Source organism: Actinoplanes rectilineatus (genome assembly GCF_000962825.1).
Taxonomy (GTDB): Bacteria; Actinomycetota; Actinomycetes; order Mycobacteriales; family Micromonosporaceae; genus Actinoplanes; species Actinoplanes rectilineatus.
This window is the reverse complement of the sequence record NZ_JZKF01000029.1, coordinates 17,740-40,407: the sequence shown is the minus strand read 5'-3', so window position 1 is coordinate 40,407 and position 22,668 is coordinate 17,740. Positions and strand designations below refer to the sequence as shown.

The window sequence follows — 22,668 nt, the reverse complement described above, 5'->3', positions numbered from 1 at the left end:
TTAACTTTTGGTGCAATCGGTGCATGAGCGACCGCCCTTCCACCGATGTCCGGGCCGCCCTGCACGCCTGGCGGGACAGCCTGGTCGACCTTGGGGACACCAACCGGCTGATCAACTTCCCGATCGACCAGCCCGATCTGGTGGAGATCGTCGGTCCCGAACCGGAGGCCGTGGTCGAGGCGCTGCGCCAGGGCGGGGAACACGGGCTGGTCGGCACCGGCGCCGACCCGCAGCGGCACACCGGGCCCGAGCGGTTCCGCACCGAACTGCCCGACCAGTCCCTGGACCTGGTGCTGCGCCGGATGATGAAACGCGGCCGCCAGGAATATCTGGACCGGGGCGTGTCCGTGCTGCACCTGGTCCTCGGCCTGCTGCGCTGGCGTGACGAGGAGGAGACCCCGCTGGCCAGCCCGGTCCTGCTGCTGCCGGTGGACCTGGTCGCCGACGGCCCCGGCGACCCGCCCCGCCTGCGGATCCGCGACGACGAGGCGGTGTTCAACCCGGCCCTCGCGATCCGGCTGCGCCGCCTCGGCCTGGAACCCCCGGCCACCGGCGGCCACGACGACGTGCAGGCGCTGTGGACCGCCCTGCAGACCGTGGTCGCCCGCCGCAAGGGCTGGCACGTCGAACGCGGCATCCTGCTGTCCTGCCTGACCTTCCACAAGGAGGCGATCTACCGGGACCTGCTGGTCAACGAGGACCGCATCGTCGCCCACCCGCTGGTGCAGGCGCTCGCCACCACCGACGGCCGGCAGACCGGCGCGTTCCGGTTCACCCCCATCCCGGCCGGCGACGTCGACCGGGTCGCCGCACCCGAACACATCCCACTGGTGCTGGACGCCGACGCGTCCCAGCGGGCCTGCGTCGCCGCCGCGGTCGCCGGGCAGAGCTTCGTGATGGACGGGCCGCCCGGCACCGGCAAGTCGCAGACCATCGCCAACATGATCGGCGGGCTGCTGCACGCCGGGAAACGGGTCCTGTTCGTCTCGGAGAAGGCCGCCGCGCTCGACGTCGTGCACCACCGGCTCGCCGAGGCCGGGCTCGACCGGCACGTCCTGGAGCTGCACGGCAGCAAGGCCGGCCGCAAGGAGGTGGCGACCGCCCTCGCCGCCGCGCTGGACGCCGCACCGGTCAGCGGTGAGACCGACACCGACCGGCGCGGCACCCGGGAACGGCGCGAGCAGCTGACCGCGTACGCGTACGCGATGAACGAAGTCCGCCGCCCGCTCGGGCGCACCCTGCACGACGTGCTGGGTCTCTGCGCCCGCCTGCAGGACGCGCCGGCCGCCCCGGTGCCGGTGATCGCCCCCACCGCGGTCACCCCGGAGGCGGTCCGCCGGATCCTGCAGGCCACCGACCGGCTCGCCGCCTCCTGGCGCACCCTGGACCGCGACGACCTGCCCTGGCTCGACGTGACCCGGCGCGAACCGCTGGACGCGGTGCTGTCGCGCGCCGAACGGGCCCTGACCGGGCTGGCCCGTACCGCTGCGGCGGAGAAGACCGCCGTGGCGGCGTTCGGGCTGGCCGGCCCGGACGACGCCGCCGTGCTCGCCGCCCTCGCCGTGCACGCCGGCCGCCGCCCGGCCCGGGTCCCGGACGCCTGGCTCACCGACACCACGCTCGATCCGGTCCGTGCCGCGGCCGACAGCCTGTCCCGCGACCTCACCGCCGTCCGCGCCGCCCGCGACGACGCCGCCCGCCGCGCCGGGGTGCCGTGGGCGGCTCTCCCCGCCCCGGCCGGGCTGCCCGAACCGCCCGACCTGAGCGCCCTCACCCCACCGGCCGCCGACCTCACCACACTCACCGCCGCCGACGCCGACCGGCAGGCCCGCGCCTGCACCGAGGCCGCCGACGAACTCGACCGGCACCGGGCGGCACTGGACCGGGTCACCGGCAAGCTCGGGCTGCCGCCGGCGGTCACCGTCGCCGACATCGGCCGGGTCGCCGCGCTCGTCGAACTCGGCGCGCGCCCGCACAAGCCGGAGCCGTTCTGGTTCTCCCCCGGCGTCGCGGCGACCGTGGCGACCGGCGCGCAGGCGCTGCGCCGATCGCTGGAGAACCTGCTCTCCGCCGAGGTCCGGGCCCGGCCGTTCTTCGCCGAGGCGATCCTCACCCAGCCGGTCGAGGAACTGGCCGACCGGTTCGCCCGGGTACACCGGGGCTGGCGGCGGATGCTCGGGGCGTACCGGCGGGACCGTCGGGTGGTGGCGGCATTCGTGCTGCCCACGGCGGCGGTGCGGGACGCGCTGCCGCGACTGGAGACGGCGGTCGCCTGGCAGCGGGCGCGGCAGGACCTGGCAGCGGCGGAACAGGCGTACGGGCCGGCCCTCGGACGGTACTGGCAGGGAGCGGCGACGGACTTCGCCGCCCTGGAGGAGGCGCTCAACGTCGCCGAGACGGCACTGCGGCTGGCGCCCGCGGCGGCGATGGGGGCGGTCGCGGCGTACGCCTGCGGGCCGAGCCCGGACCCGGAGGTGATCCGCACCGCGACGGCCGCCCGCGACACCGTGCTCGGACGGCACTCCGGGCCGTACGCGGCGGACCGTCCCGACCTGCTCACCGGCCCGGTCGACGCGGCTGCCGGGTGGCTGCGGGCGCACGCCGACGCGCTGGCCGCGGTGGCCGCCGTCGTGCACGCGTACGACGTGGCGACCGGACGGCACCTGGACTATGCGGAGGTGCTCCGGCTCGGGCGGCTGCGTCAGGAGGTGACCGCGGCGGAGGCGGCGCTGGCCGGGCATGCCGCGGGGTACGGGGACGTGTTCGGTGACGCGTACCGTGACAGTGAGAGTGACGAGATCGCCCTGGCCGAGGCCATCGAGTGGGCGGCGACGGCCCGGCGGTTGCTGACCGGCGCCGACGCCCCGCTGAGCCCGGCGCAGGGCGACGCGCTGCGCAACCTGCGCCCGGTGGCCGGGCTGGCGAAGCTGTCCGAGCAGTGGAGTTCCGCGCGGGCCGAACTGCTGGAGGCGTTCGCGGCGGAGCGGCGCGACGGTCTCGCCGGTGAGCTCGGCGACTACCAGCGGGCGGCGGCGTTCCTGCAGCGGATCCGCGACGACGCGGGCGGGCAGGAGGAATGGTTCGCGGCGCAGGACGCCCGGGCGGTGCTCAGCGGGTACGGCCTGGACGGCGTGGTCGAGTTCTGCGCGGACCGGCGGCTGGCCGCGGCCGACGTGCGCCCGGCGGTCGAGCGGGCGATGTACCGGGCCTGGGCCGACGCGATCATCCAGTCCGATCACCGGCTGCGGCCGTGGCGCTCGGCGGACCGGGACCGGCTGGTCGCCGAGTTCCGGACCCTGGACGCCCGGCTGGCGGCGACCGCGGTGACGGACATCGCGGCGGCGGTCACCGGGCGCCGGCCGGCCACCGACGGCCCCGACGCGGATCTGTTGCGCCGGGAGGCGATGAAGGCGAGCCGGCACCTGCCGGTGCGCGAGGTGATGGCGCAGGCCCGGGACCTGGTGCTCGGGCTACGGCCGTGCCTGTTGATGTCGCCGTTGACGGTGAGTCAGTCGCTGCCGGCCGACATCCGTTTCGACGTGGTCATCTTCGACGAGGCGTCGCAGGTCACGCCGGCCGATGCGATCAACTGCATCTACCGGGCGGACGCACTGATCGCCGCCGGGGACGACCGTCAGCTTCCGCCCACGTCGTTCTTCGACCGGGGGTACTCCGACAGCGCCGGTGACCTGGCGGTCCTCGACTTCGAATCGGTGCTGGAACTGGCGAAGGGGTGCGGCGCGTTCGGCAGTCTCGGGCTGGGCTGGCATTACCGGAGTCGTCACGAGTCCCTGATCGCGTTCTCCAACCACGCGTTCTACCAGGGACGTCTCAGCGTGTTCCCCAGTGCCACCGCCGGCGGCCCGGACACCGGGGTCGCCCTGATCCCGGCCGGGGGTGTCTACCGGCGGAGCACGTCGCGGGACAACGTGGTCGAGGCGGACCGGGTGGCCGAGCGGATCGTGCACCATTTCACGACGCGTCCCGGGTTGTCACTGGGGGTGGTCACGTTCTCGGTGACGCAGGCGGAGGCGATCGAGCGGGCCGTCGAGCGGGTGGCGGCGGGCCGTCCCGAACTGGAGCGCATCCTCGACGACGACCGTCTGCACGGATTCTTCGTGAAGTCCCTGGAGAGCGTCCAGGGTGACGAGCGCGACGTGATGATCTTCTCGATCGGCTACGGCTTCGACGAGTCCGGGAAGATCAGCAGCAACTTCGGCGCGCTGAACCGTCCCAACGGCTGGCGGCGCCTCAACGTGGCGATCACCAGGGCCCGCTACCGCGTGGAGATCGTCACCTCGATCACCGCCCGCGACATCCCCGCCTCCGACAACGAGGGTGTCCGGCTGCTGGCCTCCTACCTGGACTACGCCGAACACGGTCCCACGGTCCTGGAGGTGGTGCCCGCCCCCGACCAGGCCGCCGACGGCCCGCTGCCGGCCTCGGTCCTGGAGACGGTCCGGTCCTGGGGTTACCCCGCCTATCCGGGTCTGGGCTGGGCCGGCGGTCGTGTCGACATCGGCGTCCGGCTGCCGGACCAACCCCATGCCGGGTACGCCCTGGGCATCCGTTGCGACGGCGCGGCCTATGCGGGCTCCCCCGCCGCCCGCGACCGGGACCGGATCAGCGAGCAGGTGCTGCTCGGCCTGGGCTGGAACCTGCACCGCGTCTGGTCGGTCGCCTGGTACCGCGACCGGGCCGGCGAGGAGGCACGACTGCGGTCCGCGCTGGAACGGGCCGCCGGTCCGCGCCGCGTCACGCTGACCGACTATCCGCCACTGCGGGACCTGAGCCCGCATCCGTGACGACGCCCGGCCCGGCACCGCGCGTGGTGCCGGGCCGGTACTGCATGGCGCCGGGCCGGCGCTCGTCAGCTGACGGTGAGCGCCGTGTCGTCGATGACGAACGACGTCTTCAGCGAGGAGTCCTCCACCCCGGTGAAGCCGACCGTCACGGTCTGCCCGGCGAAGGCCGCCACATCGTACGAACGCAGGGTGTAGGCGCTCGCGTTCAGGTTGGAGAAGACCTGCAGCGCGGTGCTGCCGATCCGCACGGTCAGCTTGTCGTACTGGGTGCTGGTGGTCGTCTCCGACGTGACGATCTTCAGGTGGAACGACAGCGTGTACGCGCTGCACCCGGCCGGGATCGTCACCGACTGCGACAGGGTGTCGGTGTGGGTCGAGCCGTACCCGTTGAGCAACGCGTCCCGGGTGCCGGTCCGCGGCGCGCCGTCACCGGTGTTCGCGCCGATGATCCCGGTCGCGGCGGTCCACGGTGTCGTCCCGCTCTCGAAGCCCTCGTTGCCGAGTTTCTGGCCGGCGCCGGTGCACGCGCCGGTCCCGTTCACCGTCAGCGTGTAGGTGGCGCTGTGGGCCGCCGCGCCGGTTCCGGTCACCGTGATGGTGTACGCCCCGGCCGCCGCGGCCGTGGTGGCCGCGATGGTCATGGTCGACGATCCGCCGGAGGTGACCGACGCCGGGCTGAAGCTCACCGAGACGCCGGTGGGTGCGCCGGAACTCGTCAACGCGACGGTCTGCGCGCTGCCGGAGGTGGTGGCCGTGCTCACGGTGACGGTGGCCGACGAGCCGGGGGTCACCGCGCCGGTGCCGGGGCTGAGCGCGACCGAGAAGTCGTCGGCGGGAGCGCTGCCGGTGGTGAGGTTCCAGAGCGCGTACAACTCGGCGTTGGCCCACCGGCCCAGCGAGGTGACATTGACGTTCGACGGGTACGAGTCGCAGGCCTTGTGGTAGCACGGGTCGTACGCCTGCCCGGCGGTGCCGCCCCACTTGGTCACCTGGGCGCTGGTCTTGGTGTAGCTCGCCCCGGTCGAGTTGATCGACGACGGGATGCCGGCGTTGCGGAACGAGCCGTCGTCGCTGCAGCACTCGGTCGACGTCTCGGTGGGCACGCCGATCGAGGTGAAGTACTCCCGCAGCTTCACGGCGACGGCGTCGGTGCCGGTCACGAAGTAGCCGCCGTTGGTAGAGGCGATCATGTCGAAGGTGCCGTACGCCTTGATCGCGGTCTTCTGCGCCGTGGTCAGCGAGTTGACGTAGAACTTGGACCCGATCAGCCCCTGCTCCTCCCCGGCCCACCAGCCGAACCGCAGGTGGTTGGTCATGGTCGGGTTGTTCGCGGCCAGCTGGAGTGCGGCTTCCAGGAGCGTGGCCGTCCCGGAGCCGTCGTCGTTGATGCCCGGACCGGCCGACACGCTGTCGGAGTGGGCGCCGAACATGTAGGTGTTGGCGGTGTCGCCGCCCGGCCAGTCGGCGATGATGTTCTTCGCGGAACCGCTGCACGTGGTGCAGGTCTGCACGGTGACGGTGTACCCCGCCGCCTGCAGTTTCTGCTGCAGGTACGTCGTCGTCGCGGTGTGCCCCGCCGTGCCGGTGGCCCGGTTGCCGCCGTTGCCGGTGGCGAAGGTCTGCAGTTGCTGCAGGTGGGCGTTGACGTTGGCGACGTCGACGACGGGTGCGGCCGCCAGCAGGGGTGTGGTGCTCGCCGGCGGGGTGGCGGCGGCCGCCGCGGGCAGGGCGCTGAGGACCAGCGCCGCCGCGGCGAGAACAGCTACGGCAGGTCGTGCCGTCACCGTCTTGAGTCTCATGAGGGTTCCTAGGGTCGAGCCGAATCATGGCTGGCCGTAGGAGAACAGGAATTCACCACCACGCACAAGATATCGAAACATCTATATCCCTGTACGGTGTCAGGCGGTCAGGATGGCCCCGGTGACGACGCCGACGAGCCGGTCCACACGGGAGGCGAAGCCCGGCTGGTCGGCGATCCACGCGAGGGAGCCCGCCAGGGCGTACACATCGGTGCCGTCGATGTCGGCGCGCGCCGCACCGTCGGCCTGCGCCCGGGCCAGCAGGCGCGCCCCGGCGGCCCGCATCGCGACACACGAGGCATGCAGGGCCGAGTCCGGGTCCTCGATGGCGGCCATCATCACCGTGGTGACGCCGCGATAGGTGGTCGCGTTCGCGATGAAGTCGCGCAGCCACACCCGCAGCGCCTCCCCCGGCGCACTCGCCGCCTCCAGGTCGGCGGCCTTGGCGGTGAGCGCGTCGAACCCGGTCCGGAGCAGGGCTTCGAGCAGCGCCTCCCGGGTCGGGAAGTGCCGGTAGAGCGTGCCCAGCCCGACCCCGGCGCGCCGGGCGATGTCGCGCAGGGACGCGTCGGCGCCGCCCTCCGCCACGACGGTGCTAGCGATGGCGAGCAGCTGGTCGTAGTTCTTCCTGGCATCGGCGCGCATGCACCCCTCCTTGACAATCGGAGCACTGCTCCATATATTCGGAGCACCGCTCCACTTGGAGCATTCTAGACACGTTACGCGCTCAGCACCCACGTGGTGACTTCGGGCGCCCAGCACGCCCGTAATCACCACACCACCACGGGCGTGGTGATTTGGGGCGCCCAGCACGCCCGTAATCAACACACCACCACGGGTGTGGTGATTTGGGGCGCCCAGCGCGCCTGAAGTCACCACGCGGACGGGCTTCGCGCCCTGACCACGAGACGTGTCTAGCCGCCTACGGAAACGAGGAACCATGAAGGCGATCCGACTGCACGAGTTCGGCGGCCCCGAGGTACTGCGCCACGAGGAGATCCCGGCCCCGGTCGCCGGGCCCGGCGAGGTGCTGATCCGGGTGCACGCCGCCGGCATCAACCCCCCGGACTGGTACGTGCGCGACGGCATGACCGTGATGCCCGAGGCGATGCGACCGCCGATCCCCCTGCCGCTGATCCCGGGCACCGACGTGTCCGGTGTCGTCGAGGCGGCCGGCCCGGACGCCGGCGACCTCGCGGTCGGCGACGAGGTGTTCGGCATGCTCCGCTTTCCCGGCTTCGGCGGCAGCACCTACGCCGAGTACGTCACCGCCCCCGCCACCGACCTGGCCCGCAAGCCGTCCGGCGTCGACCATGTGCAGGCCGCCGGCGCCCCGATGGCCGCCCTCACCGCCTGGCAGTTCCTGATCGACCTCGGCCACGACGACCCGTCTCCGTTCCAGCCGTTCACGCACCGCCCGGTTCCTCTCGGCCCCGGAACGACCGTGCTGGTCAACGGCGCGGCCGGCGGCGTCGGCCACTTCGCGGTCCAGCTCGCGAAGTGGCGCGGCGCCCGGGTGATCGCGGTCGCGTCCGGCCGCCACCGGCGGTTCCTGCGCGACCTGGGCGCCGACGAGGTCATCGACTACACCACCACCGATCCGGCCACGACCGTCCGCGACGTGGACCTGGTCCTGGACACCGTCGGCGGCCCGCACACCGGCCGTTTCCTGCAGACCATCCGGGACGGCGGCGCACTGTTCCCGGTGTTCTTCGGCGCCGTCGACCCGGACGAGGCAGCCACCCGCAAGATCACCGTCTCCAGCGCCCAGGTCCGCTCGAACGGCCGCCAGCTGACCGAGCTCGCCCACCTGCTCGCCGCCGGCACGGTCCGCACCGCCGTCGACAGCACGTTCCCCCTCGCCGACGCCGCCGCGGCCCACACCCGGGCCGCCCAGGGTCACCTCCGCGGCAAGATCGTCCTCACCGTCGCCTGAGAACTGATGACGGCCGGGCCCTTTCGGGTGCCCGGCCGCCATGTCACACAGATCGACTGCAGGTCGCTCCGCGCTCGCAGATCGACTGCAGGTCGCTCCGCGCTCGCAGATCAGCTGCAGGTCGCTCCGCGCTCGCAGATCAGCTGCAGGTGGCTCCGTTGAGCTTGAAGCCGGTGGGAGCGGCGGAGTTGCCGGTGTGGGTGGCCTGGTAGCCGATGGTGGTCGAGCCGCCCGCCGCCAGCGCGCCGTTGTAGCTCACGTTGGTCGCGGTCACCGCGCCGCTGGCCGGGGCGTACGTGGCGCTCCAGCCGGAGGTGATGGTCTGCCCGGAGGCCAGGGTGAACGCCAGCGTCCAGCCGTTGATCGCGGCGGTGCCGGTGTTCGTGATGGTGACGTTGTTGGTCAGGCCGGTGTTCCAGGCGCTGACCGAGCTGGTGACGCGGCAGGCCCCGGTGCCGCCCGGGGTGGACGGGGACGTCGACGGTGAGGCGGACGCCGACGGTGAGGCCGACGTGGACGCGGACGGTGACGTACTGGGCTGGGTGCTGCCGGCGCCGGCCAGGATGGCGGTGATGATGCCCTGCTGGGTGACCGCGGTGGTGCTGCGGTCGAACAGGCCGAAGCCGTGCTGGCCGTTCCAGCCGTTGTCCCAGTATGCGGTGGCCGCCCCGTACTTCTTGGCGGTGGCCGTCACGGCTCGCGCGTACGCCGCCCGGTACGTGTTGCTCGCCGCGTCGTACGTGGTCTTGTCGATCGAACCGTATTCACCGACGAACACCGGGTAGCCCTGGGTGACGAACCGGTCGTAGGTCTTCTTCAGCTGGCCGTCGAGGTAGTCCTCCTGGCCCCAGGTCGACTTCTTCGCCGGGTTCGTCGCGGACGCGCCCCACTGGGTGATGACGCCGTCCTCCTGGCCGGTGAAGTCCCACGGGTCGTAGTAGTGCACCGAGATCATGATGCGTTTCTCGGCCGCCGGGACGGTCGGCGAGCGGTACTGGTCGGTGGGGATGACGAAGCCACTGCCCACGGTGTGGTCGATGTTCGTGTTCCAGCCGGGCACCAGCAGCCAGCGGGCGGCATTGTTGCCGCCGGTCTGGCGTACGGTGTCCACGAAGATCTGGTTGTAGGCGTTGATGTTGGTGTAGCACGGCTCGGTGGGGTTGCCGTACTGCCCGTCGAACTCCTCGTTCATCGACTCGAGGATCAGGTGGTCGTCGTAGCTCGCGAACGTGGTCGCGACCTGCTGCCAGACCTTCTGGTACTTGGCCTTGACCGTGGCCTGGTCGGCCGCGTCGCAGATCAGCCAGGAGCCGGTGACCGTCTTGTACCCGTCGCCGTGCATGTTGATCAGCACGTAGAGGCCGCGGCTGTAGGCGTAGTCGACGACCTCCTTGATCCGGGTCAGCCAGGCGGCGTCGACCGTGTAGTTCGGGGCGGCGCCGATCTTGCTCAGGTAGGACACCGGGATCCGGATCGTCTTGAACCCGGCGGCTTTCACCCGGTCGATGAGGGCCGGCGTGATGACCGGGTTGCCCCAGGCCGTCTCGCTGGGGACGCCGTTGTTGCTGGCCTCGAGGGCGTTGCCCAGGTTCCAGCCGGCACCCATGTCGGCGACCAGCTGCGCGGCGGTCAGGGGGGCAGCCGCTTCGGCCGGGGCGGACCGGGTCACGCCGTACACGGATCCGGTGAGGGCCAGGGCCGCGGCGACGATGGCGAGCCCGGCCCTTCTTGCTCGCGTACTCATAGATCATTCCTCTCGGGAGCGCTCCCAGCATCGTAAATCATCGATACCTTGTAACGCCCCGGAAATCATCGACCGAAAATGACGGACGCCGATGTTACGATCCGCGCGCCCCCACGGACATCGATGTTGGGGAGCAACGGGGAGAACGACATGCTGCGCAGCCTTCGGGCGCTGTCGGCCGCCGTCGCGGCCGCACTCTGCGCCACCACCGTCCTGATCGGCGTCACCGCCGGCCCGGCCCAGGCCGAGACCTACGGCAACCTGCCGCGGACCTGGACCTTCACCGACAGGGCCACACCGTCCACACCCAATCCGGACCCGGCCGGCAACTATCTGATCGGCAGCCGGGGCGACTCGACCGGGCGCGCCTACTTCACCTTCGACCTCACCCCGCTGAAGGGCCGGGTCCTGCACCGGGTCACCTTCTACACCACGGAGAAGACGGTCGACGACTGCGGCCGGGTCGCGCCGATCGAGGTCTGGCGGACCACACCCGTCACCGCCGGCACCACCTGGGACGACGCGCCCGACGAGCTGGAGCTGCTCACCGAGCGGACCTGGGGCAAAGGCACCATCTGCCCCGGCGCCTACCTCGGCATCGACATGATCCCGACGGTCCAGGCGGCTCTGGACCGGGGCGAGGACACCGTCACCCTCGAGGTCCGGGTCAAGCCCGGCAGCGAGGAGGGCCTCGGTCGCAGCATGGTCCCGGCGCAGATGAGCTACGCCGTCAACCACGCTCCGATCGTCTCCGGGCTGAAACTGCGCACTCCGGACGCGGGCTGCGGCACCCTGGACGATCCGACGCCGGCCCTCGAGGCGCTGCAGTTCCAGGCGACGGTCACCGACGCGGACCCGAACGACTACGCCCGCATCTGGTTCGCGTATTGGCCGGCGGACCGCCCGGACCTGCGCAAGGAGACCAACAGCCTGTCACCGGACCTGACCGGGATCGCCGACGGCACCGTGATGGCCTGGACCGCCCAGGGGCGTGACTACGACGACGCCGGGCCGTGGGGCGACACCTGCTACTTCGTGCTCGACTCGGTCGCGCCGGCCACCCGGCCGGTCGTCTCCTCGGAGAAGTACCCGACCAGCACCTACCCGGGGACCGGCGGGCCGGGCGTGCCCGGTGTCTTCGTCCTGGACGCCGTCGGGGACGTCGACACGGTCGCCTTCGACTGGTACACCGAGTCGGCGATCACCCGGACCCGTCCCGAGCACCCCGGTGGCCGGGCCGAGATCACCGTGACCCCGCGGCTCTGGGGCACGAACCGGGTCCGGGTCGCCGCGGTGGACACCGCCGGCAACCGCGGCCCCTGGGTCGAGTACCGCTACGAGGTCCGCAACACCGCCCCGTCGTCCACCTTCGAGCTCAACGGTGTCGGCCTGACCAGCCACATCACGCTCTACTCGCAGGCCGCCGAGGTCACCGGATTCGGGTACGCCGTCGACGGCGGCCCGGAGACCCGGGTGCCCGCGGTCGACAAGCAGGGCCGGGGCGACCTGGTGTTCACCAGCGTCGGCACCAAGAACGTGCTGGAGCGCGCCTTCGCCGGCGACGAGGTCATCGGCACGCACACCTCCCAGGTGTCGGTCACCGACGCCCCGGTCGTCACCTCCGCCGAGTTCACCTGGTCCGGGACCCCGATCGCCGGGCAGCCGGGCTCGTTCACGTTCGCGCCGCGGACCACCGGCGTCACGTCGTACCGCTACGACCTCGGCGAGGGCGGCAGCGGGACGGTCGATGCCGGACCGGACGGCGCCGCGACGGTGTCGTGGACGCCGCAGGCCGGCGGCTACTTCACCATCACCGTCACCTCGGTCGACGCGGACGGCAACCGGTCCCAGCCGGCCCAGTCCTCGTTTCGGGTGATCGACCCGCACCCGACCGTCTCCGCGTACGACCACGACAGCCAGGTCGGCAGGCCGATCACCGTCAACGCCTGGTCCGACCTGCCGAACGCCACCGGGATCGTCTACCGCTTCGACGACGGGCCGACGCAGACGTACGACAGCAGCCACGCCGACTTCGACGTGGTGCCCACCCGCCCCGGCGACCTCACCCTGGTCGTGTGGGCCCGGCTGTCCGACGGTTCGCTGTCGCCGTCGACCACGATCGTCCTGCACGTCGACTCGGCGCCGACGGTGACGGCGAAGGGCCCGTTCACCGAGGACGCGGTCGCGCTGCGGCCGGTGACGTTCACCGTCACCGCGGTGCAGCCCGGCGCGGCCACCTTCCGCTACACGGTCGGCAGCCGTTACGACGGCGAGGAGCATCCGGAGCAGACCGTCCCGGTCGGGGCGGACGGCACCGCCACCATCACCTACGACGTGCCCGCCGGCTGGGGCGACGTCACCCTGACGGTCGCCAGCCTGACCGCCGGCGGTGAGGTCTCCGACACCGACGAGTTCTCCGTCGTCGTCCGCAACGCCGACGCGGTGCTCAGCACCAACCCGTGGCCGGACGCCGGTGGTGTCGGGGTCACCGGACAGTTCGGGTTCTCCGTCTACGACCTCGGCGAGTACACCACGTCGTTCGTCTGGCACGTCAACGACGGCCCGGTCCAGGAGACCGCTTTCGATCCGTGGGCCTGGGAGACGCTCGCCTCCTACACCCCGGACCACGCCGGCGCGAACACCCTGTACCTGCAGCGCCGGTTCACCGACGGTTCACTCTCCCCGGTCACCGAGGTCCCGTTCGAGGTCGGCACGGAGGTCGCGGCCGTTTAGGCGTACCCCCCGAGAAAGGGTGACCGGCGCAGTGAGCCGGTCACCCTTTCGCATCCGCGGGTGCGCTGTGACGGTCGCGGACTGTGCCGGCGACATCACGAGCGCGATCAGTCCAGGCAGAACTCGTTGCCCTCGACGTCCTGCATGTTCTGGCAGGACTCGTTCTCCTCGTCGGCCAGCAGCAGCTGTCCGCGGGTGGCGCCGAGGGCGACCAGCCGTGCGCTCTCGGCTTCAAGGGCGGCGAGGCGTTCGGCGCCGACCAGGCCGGTGCCGACCCGCACGTCCAGGTGCACCCGGTTCTTGACGACCTTGCCTTCGGGTACGCGCTGGAAGTAGAGCCGCGGCCCCACACCGGCCGGGTCCTGCGCCACAAAACCGGCACCCTGGCGTTCGGCCGGCAGCGTGCTCTCGTAGGCCGCCCAGTCGGCGAAGCCCTCCGGGGGCGGTGGCACCACGTAGCCCAGCACCTCGCACCAGAACCGGGCGACCCGTTCCGGCTCCTTGCAGTCGAACGTGATCTGCACCTTCTTGATCGTCCCCATCGGTCCACCTTAGACGGGGTCGGTGAGGTAGCGCTGGACGGTCGGGCCGAGCCACCGGACGGCCTCGTCGCGGCTCAGCTCGGCCACCGGCGGCAGTTTCAGCACGTAGCGGCAGAGCGCGAACCCGAGCATCTGCGTCGCCACCAGTCCGGCGCGGGTGGCCGCCGAGTCCGGGTCCGGGGCGGCCCGGGCCACGACCGGGCCCAGCTGGGTGGCGAAGATGGTGCGCATCCGTTCGGCGGCGACCTCCTTGGTGACGGCCGCGCGCATCAGGGCCAGCAGGGTCTCGTCGCCTTCCCAGCGTTGCAGGAAGTGCGCGACCAGTTCGGCGCCGAGTGTCTCGACGGGCACGCCGGTCATCGACGGGATCCGCAGCTCGAACTCGGCGGCCGCCGCGAACAGCCCCTCCTTGCTGCCGTAGTAGCGCATCACCATCGACGGGTCGATTCTCGCCTCGGCGGCGATGGCGCGGATGGTGGCGCGCTCGAACCCGTCGGCGGCGAATCGTTCGCGGGCGGCGACCAGGATCGCGGCCCGGGTGGCGTCGGAACGGCGTGGCGGCATGATCGGCAGCGTAATGCCAACAAGCGTTTGCCAACAAGCGTTGACACCCCGTAGGGCGGCGCCTAGCGTTGCCAACAAGCGTTGGCACAAGGCACCACCGAAGGGAGCGCACCATGCACAGCACTGTCGCGATCGTCGGCGCCGGACCCACCGGACTCCTGCTCGCCGGCGACCTGGCCCACGCCGGCATCCCGGTCACCGTCTACGAACGGCGGACCACCACCTCCAACCTGACCAGGGCATTCGGCGTGCACGCCCGCACCCTCGAGATGCTCGACGCCCGCGGCCTGGCCGACGACCTCGCCGCCGGCGGCAAACCTGTCGACCGGCTGCGCCTGTTCGACCACATCGAGATCGACCTGTCCACGCTGCCGTCCCGCTTCCCCTACCTGCTGATCACCCCGCAGTACCGGGTGGAGCAGGCCCTCGAGGACCGCGCCGTCACGGCCGGCGCGCAGATCGTGCGCGGCGCCGCCCTGACCGGGATCGATCAGGAGACGCTGCGCTTCGAGGACGGCACGACCGCCACCGCCGACTACATCGTGGGCACCGACGGCGCGCACAGCACCGTGCGGACGAGCCTCGGCCTGCCCTTCCCCGGCGAGACCGTGCTCAGCTCGATCATGCTGGCCGACGTGCGCCTGACCAGCCCGCCGCGGGACACCGTCGCCGTCGACAGCACCGGCGACGCCTTCGCGATGATCGCCCCGTTCGGCGACGGCTGGCACCGGATCTTCGCCTGGAACCGGGACAACGACGTCGACGACAGCGCCCCGGTGACCCTCAACGAGGTCCGCGACGTCACCCGCCGCGTCCACGGGACCGATTTCGGTCTCACCGAGGCGCGCTGGCTCTCCCGGTTCCGCAGCGACGAACGGCAGGTCCCGCAGTACCGCGCCGGACGGGTCTTCCTGGCCGGCGACGCCGCCCACGTGCACTCACCGGCCGGCGGGCAGGGCATGAACACCGGACTCCAGGACGCGGCGAACCTCTCCTGGAAACTCGCGGCCGCGATCCGGGGGTGGGCCCCGGGCGGCCTGCTCGACTCGTACCAGAATGAGCGTTCTCCGGTGGGAAAGATGGTGCTGCGCAGCAGCGGCCTGCTCGTCAGGATGGCCATGCTCCGCGGCGCACCCACCCGCTGGGCGCGCAACACGGCCGGATCCGCCCTGCTCACGCTGCCGGCGGTGGCCCGTCGCGCCGCCGGGACGATCTCCGGGATCGGCATCGGGTATCCCGGGGCCCCGCGCGCCGAGGACCGTCCCCTGCAGCGGGACGGACGCCTCTACGAGGCACTTCGCGACGGCCGGCACGTGCTTGTCACGGCCACACCCATGAGGGGGTACGCCGACCGCCTGCACGTGGTCGCGCCGGAGGAGGTCACCGGCGAAGCAACCCTGGTACGGCCGGACGGCTACGTGGCCTGGCGCGGCCCGGCCGGCGACGCGGGAGCCGCCCTGCCCACCTTCCTCGGCGCCGATGAGGCGCGTCACAGCTGAGCGCGCGGCGCTGATCAGGACGACCCCGGCTCATCCGGTCGGAGGACGTGCGACACGGGCCGGTGATCTTACGGTTGCATCCCCCACCAAATCGGGTGCTATCCGCCCGTAACCGACCGGAGCGTCGATGCGTTTTCCCCTCCCCGCCCGCGCCCGCACCACCGCGGCCGTGCTCGCCGTAGGGCTCCCCGCCACCCTGGTGGCCTTCGGTGCACCGGCACAGGCCGCCGCGTCCGCCGACGTCCCGGCCTACACGCTGAGCTCGACGATCAGCCCCGCGCCGCTGACCGCCGCGGACTGCGGGCCGGACTGCGTGGTCGCCCCGGCGCCCCGCGGTGGAACGCTCGACGACTACGCCGCGCTCAACCAGGTCGTCGCCGCCGCGGCCGCGAAGACCGTCCCGGCGGTAGTGGCCGCGGACGGCACCGTGACCACGCCCGCGAAGACCGCGACGATCCTGCTGCAGGCCGGCACGTACCGTCTCACCAAGGGGCTGCGCCTGCCCCCGAACGTGAACCTGCGCGGCGCCGGGATCGCGGCCACCGTCCTGCTCGCCGACCCCACGGTGAACTGGAAGAACTTCTCCTACAGCTTCCTGGTACGCCCGACCGACGACAAGTCGGCCGGCAGCAGCAACCTGGTGTCCGACCTGACCGTCAACGGCAACTGCCGCACCGGCGCGGGCGCCTTCGACGACGCCACCCTGCCCGGCAGCCCCGGCGAACTGTGCGACTTCCGCACCACCGTCGGCGCCAGCACCAACACCGCCGGTGGCATCTCGGTCGGTGACCGCTGGACCGTCCGGCAGGTGCGCTTCACCAACCTCGAGTACTTCAAGCTGTGGATCAACTACGCGAGCGGGGCGCGGATCGTCGACAACCGGTTCGACAACCGGGGCGGCGGCGAATCCGGCGACGAGGACAACATCGGTGGCGGCGGCCGCAACGACGGCACGATCATCGAGAACAACCAGTTCGACGCGACGATCAACGGCAACAGCTTCGACTTCACCAACGCCATCCGTACGGTCGTGCGCAACAACATCGTGCACACCACCCCGGAGGTCGCGGCGGCCCGCGGCCACAAGGAGTACGGCAACATGTACTTCGAGGGGGTCGTCGGGGCGACCGTCACCGGCAACACCCTCGAGGGCGCGCACATCGTCCTGAAGTCGAACTCCGGCTACGCCCACACCGGCAACAACAAGGACGTCACCAACCCGCGGGACATCCTGGTGGCGAACAACGTCATCCGCGACTCGGCGACCGTCGGCGTGGCCGTGGCGTACGACGACTACACCGACGCCGACGGCACCACCGGCACCCTCGGTGGCTGGAACGACTTCAGCACCGCCGACGACGACCATGTGGTACGCGCCGGCGGCAACAACACCGTCCGCGACAACGTGATCGAACGGTCCCGTGAGACCGGCGTGATCGTCTACGGCCAGAACGCGGCCAAGAACGCCGCCGACACGATCACCGGGAACCGGATCGTGAACGCCGGATTCGGCGGGTCGACGTCCTACAGCACCGGCGCCGGATACTTCGACACCGCCGGCGTCGGCGTCTCGGTCGGCAGCAAGGACGTCGTCACCGGCAACACGATCGTCGACGACCAGGCCAACCCGACCACCTGGTACGGCGTGCAGATCGGCGCCCGCAAGGGATCGTCGAAGGCCACGTACACCTCGGTCGGCAACAACACGACGAGCGGCCTGATCGGCTCGGCGCTGCGGACCGCCGCCAACGCCCCCGAGGCGCCCGGCAACCTGACCGCCACTGCGGACAGCGTCTCCTGGGACGAGTCGTACGCCACCGGCAACCCGATCGCCGGCTACAAGGTGTACCGGGACGGCCTGCCGGTCGCGACCCTGCCGACCGGCACCGCCACCATCCCCGGCAACCTGCTCGACACCGACGCCGCCGGCCTGGAGAACGCGAGCGCGGGCACGGCCGGCTGGACCGCCGGCGGCTCCGGCACCCGGGTCGCGCGCAGCACCGCCGCGGGCGCCGTGGGATCCGCGTCCCTGCAGCTGACGTCGGCCACCGCCGGCCAGATCAGCACCTACAGCAAGAAGGTGACGCCGACCGTCGGCGCCACGTACACCTCGGTCGCCAGTTTCCAGGCGACCGGCACCGCCCGCCGGGTCCGCGCCGGCATCGCCTTCACCGACGCGAACGGCAAGGTCACCCGCCTGGCCAGCTCCAACGCGTCCACGGTGGACGCCACCACGGGCTGGATGACCAGCGCGTACACGGCGGTCGCCCCGGCCGGTGCGGTCTCCGCACAGGCGTTCCTCATGGTCGAGAACACCGTCGTCGGCGAGTCGCACCTGCTGGACCGGCTCGGCCTGGTCGAGGGCACCGCCACCGAGGGCCTGACCGGCCTGTCATCCGGCACGTACCAGGTGGTCGCCTACCGCACCGACTCGTCGGAGAACTCCGGCGCCACCACCGTCACCATCCCCTGACCCGGTTCCGATGCACCCGTTCGCCCGGCGGTCTCCTCCGCCGGGCGTTCGGCACACAGCGTCACGTTCACCGATGCCCGACGTCACCGTTCCTTTCGAGGATCTTTGCTGTTCGGGCGCGTGGTGCGGCATCTGCCACGAGTCCGTTCCGGGATTGATGGGACGGGTGACGGTCCGTCATCGTTTCCCGCATGGCGTGCCCGTTCCTCTTCGACCTCGCGGTCACCGCTGAGAACTACGGCCAGATGACCGGCGTACTGGCGGGTTTCGCGTTCACGGCCCTCGTCCTGCTGCTGGCACCGACGAAGACCGTCGAGCGGGCCCCGCTGGCACTGATCGGCTCGTTCATCGCGCTGGTCCTGGCCACCCTCACCTACTCACTGATCGCCGGCGACACCGCGGAGCTCGCCCGCCCGCGCGCCGCGACCCTCGAACTGGTCGGTGGGCTGATCTTCGGCCTGGCCGTGATCTCGCTGCTGCAGGGGTTGCACCTGGTCATGCGCGGCTCCGGCGTCGATGCCTCCACCGTCCGCGTCACCCGGTTCAACGCGGTGGTCGTCTTCCCCGGCCTCGTGGTGTTCTTCATCGTCCAGGCCGGCGCCGACACCGTCGCGCTGCGCGCCGCCGCGGCGGGACGGCCCTGCATCCCGGAGGTGCCGGGGATCGGCGTGGGCCTGACCGTGCTCTCCGTGGCGATCCTGTCCCTGTCCCTCCTCCGCCCCGCCCAGCGGATGTTGGCACGGCATGCCTCGCCGGCCGCCTCGGCCGCCCCGATCCTGGTGATCGTGGCGTCGGTGGCCGGCGCGGCGGCGGCCGGCGAGTTCTGCACCCACGCGCCGGACTTCCTGATGTCCCCGCGCGCCCTCGACCTGTATCTCGTCGGCGTGACCGTGCTGGTCACCACCGTGGGCCTGATGTTCTCGGCGGCCGGGACGACGAGCCCGAAGCCCTCGCCCCCGCAGCCGGCCGGCCCACGCCGGATCGTGCCCTACACCTTCGCCCACGAGGTCACCCAGGAATTCCCGCTGAACACCGTCCCGCGCCAGGACTGGGGCGTCCGGTTCCGCAGGGTCTGATCCTCAGAACGGGAGGGGGACGGTGCCGGTGGCGCGCCAGACGGTGCCGCGGCGCTCGTGGGCGAAGAGCTGCTCGACGGCGTGCGCCACCCGCGGCCCGAGGAAACGGTCCACCAGGTGCAGGCCGACATCCAGGCCCGACGTGACCGCACCCCCGGAGATCAGGTCACCGTCGTCGACGACCCGGGCGTTGATCGGGTACGCCCCGGAGGCCCCCAACCCGTCGAGCCCGAGGTGGTGCGTGGTCACGTGGCGGCCCGCCAGCAGTCCGCCCATGGCGAGGATCATCGAGCCGCCGCAGACCGTCGCCACCGTCGTCTCCGGGCGATCCATCGCGGCCTTGAGCAGCGGCGTCAGTCCCCCGGCTGCGGCCTGGGCCAGGAGCGGCGGGATCGCGTCCAGCGGTCCGGACGCGCCGGGCACCACGATCAGGTCGGCCACCGCCGGGTCGAGGGCGGCCGTGGCGCGCAGTGTCAGTCCCCCGGTTCCGCTGGTCACGTCGCGGGGGCCTTCGGCGGAGACGAGCTCCACGGTCAGCTGTCCGCCGCCGGCGGCGCCTCCGCTGTGCAGCACTTCGAAGGGTGCGACGACGTCGAGCGGGTCGAAGCCGTCGAAAAGTACGATCTGAGCAAGCATGCCGATCACGCTAGGTGCGGCGCCCGTTCGCCCACAGTGGCAGGAATGCCGCCTTCCGACGGAATCCGGCCAGCCGTCAACCCGCGTACATCACCGGAACGCCCGCACGCTCGAAGATCGCGGCCTTCGTGGCCGCGTTGTGCTCACGGACCGCGCTGCCGATGAAGAACAGATCGACCACCCAGATGACCCCGGCGCCACCGACCGTGACGAGCAGGGCCGCGCCGAAGCCGTTGTGGTGCAGGTAGAACCGGTGGCCACCGAGGAATCCGCAGGTCGCCCAGAGCACGTAGGCGAAGATGACCGACTTCTTGACGTCGTCGTAGGCCGACTGCGCCTGCATCTGCAACAGGATGTGATCGGTGAGGTCGGCGAGATCAGCGAGGCTGGTGGTGCCGTGGCTGTGGCTGTGGCTGTGGCTGTCACGGGTGTCGGTGATGGTGTCGGTCATCGCTGCGGAGCCCTCTTCAACTTCGGTGTGACCTACGCCTCATCGGGTCCCCGCCTGACCGGTTGAGGGGTTGCCTCCGATCAGCGCGGTGCCGAGCCGCTCCAGCGCGGCCCGGAATTCGTCGGCCGGCAGATGACCAAAACCGACCCGGAAAACGCGGTCCGACTCGCCGAACCATGACCCGCGGCCCACCCGGACCTCGAGGTCGGCGAGCCGCGCGTAGAAGCCGTCGACGTCGACGCCGGCCGGCACTCGCAGGCAACACAGCGCGCCAGCGTCCGGGACGACCATCTCCACGCCGTGGTCCGCGGACCACTTCCGCAGCGTCGCCAGCTGCTCGGCGAGGTACGCACCGCGGGACGCCAGGATCGCGGACTGGCGGGCGAGCACCCGGGCCGCCAGGAACTCGTCGACGTTCGCACCGGCGATCGCGGACTGGAACTTCGCCTCACGCAGCCGCTCGTACAGATCAGGATCGGTCACGGTCAGCCAGCCGACGCGCAGGCCGGGCGCGCCGTGCGCCTTCGAGACGGAACCGCACGTCACCACGTGCGGTGACAGCGCGGCCGCGGAGGGCGGGACGGGGCTTTCCGCGTACCCCGAGAATCTGTATGTCTCATCGACCAGGACCACCGCCTGGGGTGAACGTTCCCGCACCGCGGAAAGCATGTCCCGCAGTTCCGCCGCCCGCAGCAGCACCCCGGAGGGATTCTGCGGAGAAGCCAGGGACACCAATTTTGTACGCGCTGAGAGCAGTCCCGCAATCGCCGCGACGGGCAGCCGGTAGCCGTCGTCGAACGAGGCCCGCGCCACGTCGATCGTGGCACCCAGCGCTTCCGGAACAGTCCGCGCCGGCGGAAAACAGGGGCTGACCAGAACGGCCTGCTCCCCCGGTTCGACCGTTGCCTGGGCGACCAGGAACATCGCGTCGATGGCGCCCGCCGTGACCAGAACCTGATCGGCACGAACACCGGTCGCCGCGGCGATGAGCTCCCGCAGTTCCGGATCGCCGCGACTGGTCCCGTAACCGAGCGTCAGCCCGGCAAGCTCCTCCCCGGAGGCGAGGTCACCGACGGTGAGTGGTGGGCTGGTGCTCTCCGCCAGGTCGTAGCGGACATGCGCGTCGATCAGCGCGGTCATCGGGCTGGCCGGAAATGTGGTCATGCCTCATCGTGACGGCCACCTGCCCCGTCGAACACGGCCAATTCCGAGGCTGCGGCAGGTCTGACAATCCGGCGCTCTGCCTCGTGAGACCGTCCCGCTGATCGGGCCTGCGTATCGACCGGGCGGTCGGGGGACGGCTCGTGCCTGATATCGCGTACGCACGGACGTGCTGACGGCAACCGGGTCGCAACTGAACATGGCTACCGTTGCCGGATGTTCGTGTTCGGGGATCAGTACCGGTCGGCCGGGGCTCTGGTGGTGACGGCCGTGGTGTTCGCCGTGGTCGCGGCCGCAGCCGGCTTCCGGTGGCAGCACCGTCCTGTGCCGGAGGTGGTGTGGGCCGACGACCGGGCGCCCGCGGTGGCGATGCCGCAGTTCCGGGACGACTGCACCGGCCCGACGGCCGGCATCTTCTTGACCGCGGAGAGGCCGAAGGCGTGCCGGCAGGCGATCGCCCGGGACCCGTATCGCGGCAGGCTCACCACGAGCCACGCGGTCTGAACGGCTCGGCCGTCACCAGTTCATCCAGCCGTCCAGGCTCGGCTTGCGCAGGTGGGGCGGCTCGTCGTAATCGATCGCGGTCAGCCACTGCGCGCCCGGCATCACCCGGTGACCGAGACGGATCAGGTCGCGGACGACCGTCGGCATGTGCAGTGCGCCGAAGACGACCGCCACCTCCATGTCCTCGGCGGCGAACTCGCCGTCGATCTCGTGCAGCACGCCGAGCAGCAGTTCCTCGCGTTCGATGTCGGTCGCGTCGCGTTCCACCTCGGTGCTGTCGTAGAGGTCGAGGTTCTGCCGGTTGCCGAACCAGTCGCCGTCGCCGGTGAGCGCCATCTCCAGCGCGAGAAACGGCTTGCGGATCCGCACGAGCAGCCGCTCCTCGCGGGAGATCCGGCGTTCCGGATCGGGCGGCGGGGCGAGGTACTCGTCGGGAAAGATGATCGGCACCCCGAGCGCCCCGTAGTCGATGTCCTGCGGCACCAGGTCCCGGCTGGCCCGCTGCCGGGCCAGCCGCATCGCGTCGGCGTACAGCATCCCGGTGGAACTGGGGCCGTCCGCGATCTCCGCGATGACCGCCTGGCAGGAGCGCAGCCGCTGCCAGATCGCCCAGAAGTAGTCGGCGTGCCCCATGTGGATGGTCGGAATGATCACCCACCGCAGTCCCCCGCCGGGCCGCTGGAACACGGTGACCGACGTCCGGAACCCGACGACGCTCATCTCGGTCAGCTGCATGCCGCCAGCG

Annotated in this window: 16 protein-coding genes; 7 read left to right on the top strand and 9 right to left on the bottom strand. The window is 71.5% G+C overall.

Annotation, left to right across the window (positions count from 1 at the left end):
- Window positions 1–23 precede the first annotated feature (23 nt).
- Window positions 24–4,805: a DUF4011 domain-containing protein gene (locus WH85_RS22310; RefSeq protein WP_045743902.1), complete on the top strand. Its 4,782-nt coding sequence runs from the start codon at window positions 24–26 to the stop codon at window positions 4,803–4,805.
- 65 nt (window positions 4,806–4,870) lie between these two features.
- On the opposite strand, the gene WH85_RS22305 is transcribed toward WH85_RS22310, so the two are convergent.
- Window positions 4,871–6,604, bottom strand: coding sequence for a M28 family peptidase (locus WH85_RS22305; protein WP_045743901.1), 1,734 nt, complete (start codon window positions 6,602–6,604; stop codon window positions 4,871–4,873).
- Between the two features lie 99 nt (window positions 6,605–6,703).
- Window positions 6,704–7,249 carry a TetR/AcrR family transcriptional regulator gene (locus WH85_RS22300; RefSeq protein WP_045743900.1) on the bottom strand — a complete coding sequence of 182 codons (546 nt, stop codon included), beginning with the start codon at window positions 7,247–7,249 and terminating at the stop codon, window positions 6,704–6,706.
- 295 nt (window positions 7,250–7,544) lie between these two features.
- Here WH85_RS22300 and WH85_RS22295 point away from each other — a divergent pair, with 295 nt between their 5' ends.
- The gene (locus WH85_RS22295) at window positions 7,545–8,540 is read left to right on the top strand and encodes an NADP-dependent oxidoreductase (RefSeq protein WP_045743899.1); all 996 of its coding nucleotides are present in this window, start codon (window positions 7,545–7,547) and stop codon (window positions 8,538–8,540) included.
- Window positions 8,541–8,679: 139 nt separating this feature from the next.
- Here WH85_RS22295 and WH85_RS22290 read toward each other — a convergent pair whose 3' ends face one another.
- Window positions 8,680–10,284 (bottom strand): cellulase family glycosylhydrolase, encoded by a 1,605-nt coding sequence (locus tag WH85_RS22290; RefSeq protein ID WP_045743898.1) that lies wholly within the window; start codon window positions 10,282–10,284, stop codon window positions 8,680–8,682.
- Between the two features lie 150 nt (window positions 10,285–10,434).
- Here WH85_RS22290 and WH85_RS22285 point away from each other — a divergent pair, with 150 nt between their 5' ends.
- Window positions 10,435–13,017, top strand: a complete 2,583-nt coding sequence (locus tag WH85_RS22285) for a hypothetical protein (RefSeq protein ID WP_157411159.1) — start codon at window positions 10,435–10,437, stop codon at window positions 13,015–13,017.
- Between the two features lie 107 nt (window positions 13,018–13,124).
- Here WH85_RS22285 and WH85_RS22280 read toward each other — a convergent pair whose 3' ends face one another.
- A complete protein-coding gene (locus WH85_RS22280; protein ID WP_045743896.1) occupies window positions 13,125–13,559 on the bottom strand; it encodes a VOC family protein in 435 nt (144 codons plus the stop codon).
- Window positions 13,560–13,568: 9 nt separating this feature from the next.
- Entirely contained in the window at window positions 13,569–14,123 is a 555-nt protein-coding gene (locus tag WH85_RS22275; RefSeq protein ID WP_045743895.1) for a TetR/AcrR family transcriptional regulator, read from the bottom strand.
- 113 nt (window positions 14,124–14,236) lie between these two features.
- Between WH85_RS22275 and WH85_RS22270 the strand changes: the two genes are divergently transcribed.
- The 3 genes from WH85_RS22270 to WH85_RS22260 all read left to right on the top strand — a co-directional run bounded on the left by WH85_RS22270 (window position 14,237) and on the right by WH85_RS22260 (window position 19,171).
- Window positions 14,237–15,622, top strand: a complete 1,386-nt coding sequence (locus tag WH85_RS22270) for an FAD-dependent monooxygenase (protein ID WP_045743894.1) — start codon at window positions 14,237–14,239, stop codon at window positions 15,620–15,622.
- A 127-nt stretch (window positions 15,623–15,749) separates the two neighbouring features.
- Entirely contained in the window at window positions 15,750–18,095 is a 2,346-nt protein-coding gene (locus WH85_RS22265; RefSeq protein WP_045743893.1) for a hypothetical protein, read from the top strand.
- Window positions 18,096–18,286: 191 nt separating this feature from the next.
- Window positions 18,287–19,171: a hypothetical protein gene (locus tag WH85_RS22260; RefSeq protein ID WP_045743892.1), complete on the top strand. Its 885-nt coding sequence runs from the start codon at window positions 18,287–18,289 to the stop codon at window positions 19,169–19,171.
- A 3-nt stretch (window positions 19,172–19,174) separates the two neighbouring features.
- Here the strand turns inward: WH85_RS22260 and WH85_RS22255 are convergent, their stop codons facing one another.
- From WH85_RS22255 to WH85_RS22245, 3 genes are all read right to left on the bottom strand, one after another.
- Window positions 19,175–19,807 (bottom strand): DJ-1/PfpI family protein, encoded by a 633-nt coding sequence (locus WH85_RS22255; RefSeq protein ID WP_045743891.1) that lies wholly within the window; start codon window positions 19,805–19,807, stop codon window positions 19,175–19,177.
- 76 nt (window positions 19,808–19,883) lie between these two features.
- Window positions 19,884–20,258: a TM2 domain-containing protein gene (locus tag WH85_RS22250; RefSeq protein ID WP_052720669.1), complete on the bottom strand. Its 375-nt coding sequence runs from the start codon at window positions 20,256–20,258 to the stop codon at window positions 19,884–19,886.
- A gap of 39 nt (window positions 20,259–20,297) precedes the next feature.
- Window positions 20,298–21,422: a pyridoxal phosphate-dependent aminotransferase gene (locus tag WH85_RS22245; RefSeq protein WP_211275425.1), complete on the bottom strand. Its 1,125-nt coding sequence runs from the start codon at window positions 21,420–21,422 to the stop codon at window positions 20,298–20,300.
- A 213-nt stretch (window positions 21,423–21,635) separates the two neighbouring features.
- Here WH85_RS22245 and WH85_RS22240 point away from each other — a divergent pair, with 213 nt between their 5' ends.
- Window positions 21,636–21,923, top strand: a complete 288-nt coding sequence (locus tag WH85_RS22240) for a hypothetical protein (RefSeq protein WP_045743889.1) — start codon at window positions 21,636–21,638, stop codon at window positions 21,921–21,923.
- Between the two features lie 12 nt (window positions 21,924–21,935).
- On the opposite strand, the gene WH85_RS22235 is transcribed toward WH85_RS22240, so the two are convergent.
- The gene (locus tag WH85_RS22235) at window positions 21,936–22,658 is read right to left on the bottom strand and encodes a hypothetical protein (protein ID WP_045743888.1); all 723 of its coding nucleotides are present in this window, start codon (window positions 22,656–22,658) and stop codon (window positions 21,936–21,938) included.
- Between the last annotated feature and the right edge of the window lie 10 nt (window positions 22,659–22,668).